Origin of the sequence: Tistlia sp. (genome assembly GCF_040905785.1) — a bacterium.
Taxonomy (GTDB): domain Bacteria; phylum Pseudomonadota; class Alphaproteobacteria; order Kiloniellales; family DSM-21159; genus Tistlia.
In genome coordinates this window covers 103,304-110,814 of sequence record NZ_JBBDQW010000054.1, presented here as the reverse complement: position 1 = coordinate 110,814, position 7,511 = coordinate 103,304, and the positions used below count along the sequence as shown (strand labels likewise).

Genomic DNA, 7,511 nt, shown 5'->3' with positions numbered 1-7,511 from the left:
TGGCGCGCCCGGGAAGATTCGAACTCCCAACCTTCTGATCCGTAGTCAGATGCTCTATCCAGTTGAGCTACGGGCGCCCTGTAGAGGTCGCGAGCCCAGCCGGGCGGCGCGAGGGCGGTTGTCTAGCAAAAGCCCGGTGGCGAGGCAAGCGCTCTCGACGCCGCGCGGGCGGCGCGACCCCGCGGGCGGGACCGTCCCGCGGGCCCTCCCCCCGTGCCGGCTTACCGGGCAGTTGAAGAGGCGGCCGCAAAGGCCTTGAGTCATCGAAAAAGTCCGCGAAATGCGCCGGGCAAATGCGCCTTGTCGGGACTCCCGTCATTCGCTAGTCTCCGCCAAGCGGGAGACAGCCCGACTCCGCGGTCTTCGCAAGGTATTGTGGCGTACGCGCGACGCGGGGGGCAAAAGTCGGGCGGTTGGGGCGGAAGGAACACATGACCGGTCTTAGCCGCGTCCTTTCATTGGGCATGCTTCTGGCACTCGGTGCTTGCGCCTTCGGCAACCAGGCCGTGGGACCCTCGCTGTATGGCGACGACTCCTACGACGACCAGAGCCCGCTCGCGCTCGGCACCAGCACCTTCGTGCCGCGGGGCGTGACGCCGGGCCGCGACACCGGGACGGCGGTCGGCAGCCGGATCGACGAGCTGCGCGACCAGCTCGAGGCGCTCCAGGACCAGATCATCGAGGAAAACAGCCAGCTGCAGACGCTGCGCCGCCAGGCGCGGCAGTCGGCTGGCGCCTACCACGAGCTCAAGGGCCGGATGAACGCCCGCCTGACCGTCGGCACGACCCCCGGCAACCCGGAGCTGGTCGAGCAGTGGCGCAAGGCGCAGGCGGAGCTGTCCCAGGTCGACGCCTCGATCAACGACATGAACCGCGTCGCCGGCGAGGTCGATTCCTCGGCGACCCTGGGGGCCTATCTGCTGCAGGCGATCCCGGCGACCTTCCGGCTGTCGGGCGCGGTCGACGAGGACCATCGCCAGCTCGAGATCCTCGAGGACGAGACCAACCAGACCGTGGTTCTGGTCGACCGCCTGGAAAGCGAGCTCACCGAGGACATCGCCCGGCAGAGCGCCTACCTCTCGACCGAGAGGGCCAACCTGACGGCGACCTCGGTGGCGATCCGTAACGGCGAGTACGTCGGCGTCAGCCTGGCCAACCGCGCCTACGGCGTGCCGGCCCCGGCCGCGCCCCAGGGCGCGGCGCCGCTGGTCGGGCGCGCCCGGCCGCTGGTCGTGATCCGCTTCGACAGCCCCAACGTCAACTACGAGCCGGCGCTCTTCTCGGCGGTCAGCGCGGCCCTCGAGCGCCGGCCCAACGCCGGCTTCGACCTGGTCGCGGTGGCGCCGGGCAGCGGCTCGACGGGCGGCGTCAACCTCGCGGCCCAGACGGCCCGGCAGAATGCGGAGAAGGTGCTGCGCTCCCTGACCAACATGGGTCTGCCGGCCGACCGCCTGTCGCTGTCGTCGGTGACCAACCCGCCCGCGACGGTGGGCGAAGTCCACGTCTATGTGCGCTGATCGCGAGGCCGGGACCATGGCGGAGCAAGGCAAGGCCGTTCCGACGGTGCAGGTCGACAACGAGCGGACCCGGGTCACCGAATGGCGCTTCGCGCCCGGTGCGGCGACCGGCTGGCACCGCCACGACCACGACTACGTCGTGGTGCCGATGACCCCGGGCCGCCTCAAGCTGGTCGACGCCCAGGGCAAGGCCAGCTTCTCGGAGCTTACCCCCGGCGTCTCCTACTTCAAGCAGGCCGGCGTCGAGCACGACGTGATCAACCCGAACGACGGCGAGTTCGTCTTCGTCGAGGTCGAGTTCAAGTAGCTCTCGACCGGCCTTCGCGCGGCCCGAACGGCCCCGTCTCCTTGCGGCGCGGCGCCTGCTTGGCTAAGTCCGGGCGACAAGAGCGCGCATGAGGGCCCGATGAACGACCATCCCTTCACCAAGACCTTCCCCGTCTCCTGGTGGGAGCTGCACCGCGACTCCCGCGCCCTGGCTTGGCGCCTGATGGAGAAGGGGCCCTTCAAGGCGGTCGTCGCCATCGCCCGCGGCGGCCTGGTGCCGGCGGCCGTGGTCGCGCGCGAGCTGGAGATCCGCACGATCGACACCGTCTGCATCGCCAGCTACGACGACAAGCGGCAGGGCGAGCTGACCGTGCTGAAGGACGTGCCCGGCGACGGCGAGGGCCTGGTCGTGGTCGACGATCTCGTCGACACCGGCAGCACCGTCCGCAAGGTCCGCGAGCTGCTGCCCAAGGCGCACATCGCCACGGTCTATGCCAAGCCGGCGGGGCGCCCGCTGGTCGACAGCTTCGTGACCGAGGTCAGTCAGGACACCTGGATCCTGTTCCCCTGGGACGCCGAGATGCAGGAGATCGCGCCCCTCGCCCGTCGCTGAGTGTTGGTCAGCGCTCAGCCGACCGGCACGTTGTCGATCAGGCGCGTGCGCCCGAGCCAGGCGGCGGCAAAGAGCCGTGCCGGCCGCTCCAGGCTGTTGAGCTCGCCGAGGTCGTCGGCGGCGCGCAGCTCCACGTAGTCGATCTTGCCGAAGCCGCCGCGGCCCAGGCGCAGGCGCGCCTGGGCGAGGAAGGGCGCGGCCTCCGCGGTCGGATCGACCGCCAGGGCCTCGGCGGTCTCGTGCAGGACGCGGGCGAGCAGCGGCGCCAGAACGCGCTCGCCGGGCTTGAGCAGGCGGTTGCGCGAGGCCATCGCCAGGCCGTCCGCCTCGCGCACCGTCGGCACCGGCGCGATCTCGACGGGAATGTCCAGGTCCGCGGCCATGCGCCGGACGATGGTCAGCTGCTGGTAGTCCTTCTCGCCGAAGAAGGCGACGTCCGGCAGGGCCTGCAGCAGCAGCTTGCTGACGATGGTCGTGACGCCGTCGAAATGGCCGGGCCGGTGCAGCCCGTCGAGACAGGCGGTCAGGCGCTCCACCGCGACCCTGGTCAGGAAGCCGGGCGGATACATCACCGTCACGTCGAGCGGCGCGAACAGCAGGTCGCAACCGGCCACCTCGAGCAGCCGCACGTCCTCTGCCTCGCTGCGGGGATAGCCCTCGAGGTCCTCCTTGCGGTCGAACTGCCGGGGGTTGACGAAGATCGTCGCGACGACGCGCCGGCAGCGCCGCCGGGCCTCGCGCACCAGCGTCAGGTGCCCCTCGTGCAAGGCGCCCATCGTCGGCACCAGCCCGACGCTCTCCCCGGCCTGACGCCAGCCGGCGACCCGCCGACGGAGCGCGGCGACGTCACGGGCGATCGCCAGCGCCTGGCCGGCCTCCGACCCTCCGTTCATGGCTTCGGGGTACGGTCCGGAGCGGGGGCGCTCCCGGCGTGGACGACGTGATCCTCGCCGGGAAAGCGCCGGGCGCGCACCTCCTCGGCGTAGGTCGCCACCGCCTGCTCCAAGGCCTCGCCGAGCTGCCCGTACTGCTTGGCAAAGCGCGGCACGTGGCCGACCGTCAGGCCGGCGAGGTCGGGGGTCACCAGGATCTGGCCGTCGCAGGACGCCGAGGCGCCGATGCCGATGGTCGGCGCGGCGGCGACCGCGGTAGCCTGGGCCGCGACCTCCTCGACCGTGCCCTCGACGACGATCGAGAAGGCGCCGGCGGCGTCGACCGCACGGGTGTCCTCGATCACCCCCTCGGCCTCGCTCGGCGTGCGGCCCTGGGTTCGGAAGCCGCCGAGGAGGCGGACCATCTGGGGCTTCAGGCCGACGTGCCCCATCACCGGGATGCCGCGCTCGACGAGGAAGGCGATCGTTTCGGCCATCTCGCGCCCGCCCTCCAGCTTGACCGCGGCGCAGCCGGTCTCGGCGAGCAGCCGCGCGGCGCTGCGGAAGGCCTGCTCGCGGGATTCCTGATAGCTGCCGAACGGCAGGTCGACGACGACGCAGGCGTGGCCGGCGGCGCGCGCCACGGCGCGGCCATGGGCGACCATCATGTCCAGGGTCACGCCGAGCGTGCTGTCCTCGCCATAGACGACCATGCCTAGGGAATCGCCGACCAGCAGCAGGTCGACCAGCGGGTCGAGGCGCTGTGCCGTCGGATGGTCGTAGGCCGTCAGGCAAACCAGCGGCTCGCCGCCCTTGCGGGCCCGGATCCGCCACGGGGTCATCCTGGGCGCCGGCTTGCCGCCCCCGCCGTACTGAGCCACGACGGCCTCCTCATGCTGCACTGCAGGAAAAGACAGCATTAGCGCGGGCGTCGCGCGGGCGCAACGCGCCCGGGACGAAATCGAGGCTCAGCTGCCCTCGGCAATGCTCCGCAGGGCGTCGATCTCGAGCAGCTCGACGCGCCCGGCCGGCAGCAGGGCGATCAGCCCGCTCTGGCGCAGCTGCGTGAAGGTGCGGCTGACCGTCTCGGTGGTCAGTCCCAGGTAGTCGCCGATGTCGTTGCGGCTCATCGGCACCGAGACCGGATTGGCCGCCTGGCCGCGATAGGCCGAGCGCTGGCCGAGCGTCAGCAGGAAGCTGGCGATCTTCTCCCGCGCGGTCTTGCGGCCGAGCAGCAGCATCTGTTCCTGGGCGACGGCGAGCTCGTGGCTGGCCATGCCGAGCAGCCGTCGCTCCATGCGCGGAAAGCGCTCGAGCAGCGCCTCCAGCTTGCGCCGGGGGAAGCGGCAGAGCGAGGCATGGGTAACCGCCTCGGCGCTGTAGGCATAGCTCTCGTCGGCTGCCAGGCCGAGGAAGTCGCCGGCGAACAGGAAGCCGATGATCTGGCGCCGCCCGTCGGGAAGCAGCTTGTAGACCTTCACCGCGCCGGCGGTGACCGAGTAGAGGTGCGTCGCCTCCTCGCCCTCGTCGAACAACGGATCGCCGGGGTGCAGCTCGACGTTCTGGACGATGCGGGTGACGTGATCGAACTCCTCCTCGCCGAGGGGCGCGCAGAAGGTCAGGTGGCGCACGGAGCAGGCGCCGCAGGGCGAGCCGGCCTCGCCCCGCTCGCGCTCCTGCGCAGGCGACAGGCCGGCGATCCGTCCGATGTCGAAGGGGGAGTGACGCTGCTGCATGTCTTGGGCGCCTTGTTCGCGGTACCGACACCGGCCGGATGCCAACCCCGATGCGCGCACCTTAACATCGGGGCGCGTACGAAGCGATGCGTGTGCCGAAGACTTCGGCGTGCGATTGACGCAGGTCAAGGCCGCGCGCGCCACCAGCGTCCCAGACTGAGGAGTGCGCAACTTCAGCATCCAGCCTCTCACGCCCGATCGGGTCTTCCTCGCCTACCCCTTGGTGCGCAGCGCCCTGGCCGAGGTGACCCTGGCGGGCTGGACGGCCTTCGCCGGGGCGCTGCTCTGCGACGAAGGACCGCGGCCGGAGGGCGGCATCCTGACGGTCGCCAACGAAAGCGGCGTCATCGTCGGCCTCGTCGCCTACCGCGGCCGGGCCGACCTGGTGGAGGGCAAGGTCCTGGACGTCGAGCGCCTGCTGGCCTTCGAGCTGCTCGACCGCCAGGGTGTCGCGGGCCTGATCGCCGAAGCGCTGGAAGCCGAGGCCGCCAGGCTCGGGTGCCGGGCGATCCACACCTGCCTGCCGGTCGTCGAGGGCGAGCAGCGGCCGGGCTGGCTGGTTGCGCTGCTTCAGGCGCGCGGGCACCATGTCGCCAGCATGTCGCTCTGCAAGAGGTTGGCCGCCGGCTGATCCATTCGGGCAGCCCTGTCCGGACGGCGGCTCCCGCCGCCGCCAGGAGTCGCGATGATCCGCCGCCTGCTCGTACTGCTGCTCGCCCTTGCGCCGGCCGGCATCGGCGCGCCTCTCGCCGCCGAAGATGCGACCACGCTTCGGCCCACGCCGCCCGCGGCTTCCAGCCTGCCCGCCCCCACCCCGGCCCCCACCCAGGCGGCACCCACCCAGGCCGCCCCCACCCAGGCGGCCCCCATTCCGGCGGCCCCCACTCAGGCCACGCCTTTCGAGGCCGGTCTGGTCGCGGCGGCCAATCCGCACGCCGCGGAGGCCGGGATGGCAATGCTGCGGCTGGGCGGCTCGGCGATGGACGCGGCGGTCGCGATCCAAGCGACGCTCGGCCTGGTCGAGCCGCAGTCGTCCGGCATCGGCGGCGGCGCCTTCCTGCTCTACTGGGACGCGGCGAGCCGCACGCTCCACGCCTACGACGGCCGCGAGACGGCGCCGGCGGCGGCGACGCCGGGCCAGTTCCTGCGCGAGGACGGCTCGGCCATGGAGTTCTACGAGGCCGTGGTCGGCGGCCTGGCGGTCGGCGTGCCGGGCGTGCCGCGCCTGCTGGAGCTGGCCCATGGCCGGCACGGCAGCCTGGACTGGGCCGGCCTGTTCCAGCCGGCCATCGCCCTGGCACGCGACGGCTTCGCGATCTCGCCGCGCCTGGCCATGATGCTCGCCGAGGACCCCTATCTGGACCGGTTCCAGGCCACGCGCGACTACTTCCACCGGCCGGAGGGCGGCCCGCGGCAGGCGGGCGAGCGACTGGTCAACGCGGCCTACGCCGACAGCCTGGAGGCGCTCGCCGCCGGCGGCGCCGAGGCCTTCTACGAGGGCCCGCTCGCCGAGCGCATCGTCGAGGCCGTTACCTCGGCGCCCGGCAACCCCGGCCGCATGACCCTGGCCGATCTCGCCGGCTACGAGGCGATCGCGCGCCCGCCGCTCTGCGCCGGCTACCGGGGCTTCCGCGTCTGCGGCATGCCGCCGCCGACCTCCGGCGGCATCGCCGTGCTTCAGATGCTCGGCATCCTGGAAAACTTCCAGCTGGAGGAGGAGACGCCGAACTCCCTCGACTCGCTGCACCTGCTCGCCGAGGCGGGGCGGCTCGCCTTCGCCGACCGCAACGTCTACGTCGGCGACAGCGACTTCGTCGAGGTTCCGATCGAGCGGCTGCTCGACGAGACCTACCTGCGCAAGCGCGCCGCTCTGGTCCAGCGCAGCCGCAGCCTGGGCATCGCCGTGCCGGGCGAGATCAAGCAGAAGGCCGCGCTCGCCCCTCAGTTCGAGCCACCTTCGACCAGCCACTTCGTGGTGCTCGACGCGGCGGGCAACGTCGCCTCGATGACCAGCTCCGTCGAAAACGCCTTCGGCTCTCGGCTGATGGTCGGCGGCTTCATCCTGAACAACCAGCTGACCGACTTCGCCTTCACCCCGGAGATCGAGGGCGTCGCCGTGGCCAACGCCGTGGCGCCGGGCAAGCGGCCACGCAGCTCGATGGCACCGACCATCCTGTTCGACGCCGAGGGCGCCTTCTTCGCGGCGACCGGCTCGCCGGGCGGCAGCCGGATCATCGGCTATGTCGCCCAGAGCGTGATCGCGCTCGTCGACTGGAAGCTCAGCGCGCAGCAGGCGGTCGCCCTGCCCCACGTGGTCAACCGCAACGGCACGACCGACCTGGAGGCCACGACACCGCTGGAGGCCTTCTCCGAGGAGCTCACGGCCCGCGGCCACGAGGTCCGCATCCGGCCGCTGACCAGCGGCCTGCATGCGATCCGCCGCGACGGTGAGGACTACGACGGAGGCGCCGACCCGCGCCGCGAAGGCGTGGTTCTCGCCGAGTAG

8 protein-coding genes and 1 tRNA gene are annotated in these 7,511 nt (G+C 71.8%); 5 read left to right on the top strand and 4 right to left on the bottom strand.

Translation table 11 applies throughout. The annotated features are described in order from the left end of the window. A tRNA-Arg gene (locus WD341_RS12985) sits at window positions 1-77 on the bottom strand. Window positions 78-431: 354 nt separating this feature from the next. Here WD341_RS12985 and WD341_RS12980 point away from each other — a divergent pair. The 3 genes from WD341_RS12980 (at window position 432) to gpt (ending at window position 2,397) form a co-directional block, all read left to right on the top strand. Next, complete coding sequence (locus tag WD341_RS12980) at window positions 432-1,517, top strand: hypothetical protein (protein WP_368425881.1); 1,086 nt, start codon at window positions 432-434, stop codon at window positions 1,515-1,517. 16 nt (window positions 1,518-1,533) lie between these two features. After that, the gene (locus tag WD341_RS12975) at window positions 1,534-1,824 is read left to right on the top strand and encodes a cupin domain-containing protein (RefSeq protein WP_368425880.1); all 291 of its coding nucleotides are present in this window, start codon (window positions 1,534-1,536) and stop codon (window positions 1,822-1,824) included. A 99-nt stretch (window positions 1,825-1,923) separates the two neighbouring features. Next, window positions 1,924-2,397 (top strand): xanthine phosphoribosyltransferase, encoded by a 474-nt coding sequence (gene gpt, locus WD341_RS12970; RefSeq protein WP_368425879.1) that lies wholly within the window; start codon window positions 1,924-1,926, stop codon window positions 2,395-2,397. 14 nt (window positions 2,398-2,411) lie between these two features. Here gpt and panC read toward each other — a convergent pair whose 3' ends face one another. The 3 genes from panC to WD341_RS12955 all read right to left on the bottom strand — a co-directional run bounded on the left by panC (window position 2,412) and on the right by WD341_RS12955 (window position 5,005). Beyond that, the gene (gene panC / locus WD341_RS12965) at window positions 2,412-3,290 is read right to left on the bottom strand and encodes a pantoate--beta-alanine ligase (RefSeq protein WP_368425878.1); all 879 of its coding nucleotides are present in this window, start codon (window positions 3,288-3,290) and stop codon (window positions 2,412-2,414) included. Further along, a complete protein-coding gene (gene panB, locus WD341_RS12960) occupies window positions 3,287-4,111 on the bottom strand; it encodes a 3-methyl-2-oxobutanoate hydroxymethyltransferase (protein WP_368425890.1) in 825 nt (274 codons plus the stop codon). Before panB ends, panC begins: the two co-directional genes overlap by 4 nt. Before the next feature lie 126 nt (window positions 4,112-4,237). Then, a complete protein-coding gene (locus WD341_RS12955; RefSeq protein ID WP_368425877.1) occupies window positions 4,238-5,005 on the bottom strand; it encodes a cyclic nucleotide-binding domain-containing protein in 768 nt (255 codons plus the stop codon). Between the two features lie 163 nt (window positions 5,006-5,168). Here WD341_RS12955 and WD341_RS12950 point away from each other — a divergent pair, with 163 nt between their 5' ends. After that, window positions 5,169-5,636 carry a GNAT family N-acetyltransferase gene (locus WD341_RS12950; RefSeq protein ID WP_368425876.1) on the top strand — a complete coding sequence of 156 codons (468 nt, stop codon included), beginning with the start codon at window positions 5,169-5,171 and terminating at the stop codon, window positions 5,634-5,636. Window positions 5,637-5,738: 102 nt separating this feature from the next. Further along, a complete protein-coding gene (gene ggt / locus WD341_RS12945; protein ID WP_368425889.1) occupies window positions 5,739-7,511 on the top strand; it encodes a gamma-glutamyltransferase in 1,773 nt (590 codons plus the stop codon).

Bases quoted from the DNA above. Each gene is read 5' to 3' on its own strand.
- WD341_RS12980 (WP_368425881.1), top strand. From the start codon at position 432: ATGACCGGTCTTAGCCGCGTCCTTTCATTGGGCATGCTTCTGGCACTC.
- panC (WP_368425878.1), bottom strand. From the start codon at position 3,290: ATGAACGGAGGGTCGGAGGCCGGCCAGGCGCTGGCGATCGCCCGTGAC.
- gpt (WP_368425879.1), top strand. From the start codon at position 1,924: ATGAACGACCATCCCTTCACCAAGACCTTCCCCGTCTCCTGGTGGGAG.
- panB (WP_368425890.1), bottom strand. From the start codon at position 4,111: ATGACCCCGTGGCGGATCCGGGCCCGCAAGGGCGGCGAGCCGCTGGTT.
- WD341_RS12975 (WP_368425880.1), top strand. From the start codon at position 1,534: ATGGCGGAGCAAGGCAAGGCCGTTCCGACGGTGCAGGTCGACAACGAG.
- WD341_RS12955 (WP_368425877.1), bottom strand. From the start codon at position 5,005: ATGCAGCAGCGTCACTCCCCCTTCGACATCGGACGGATCGCCGGCCTG.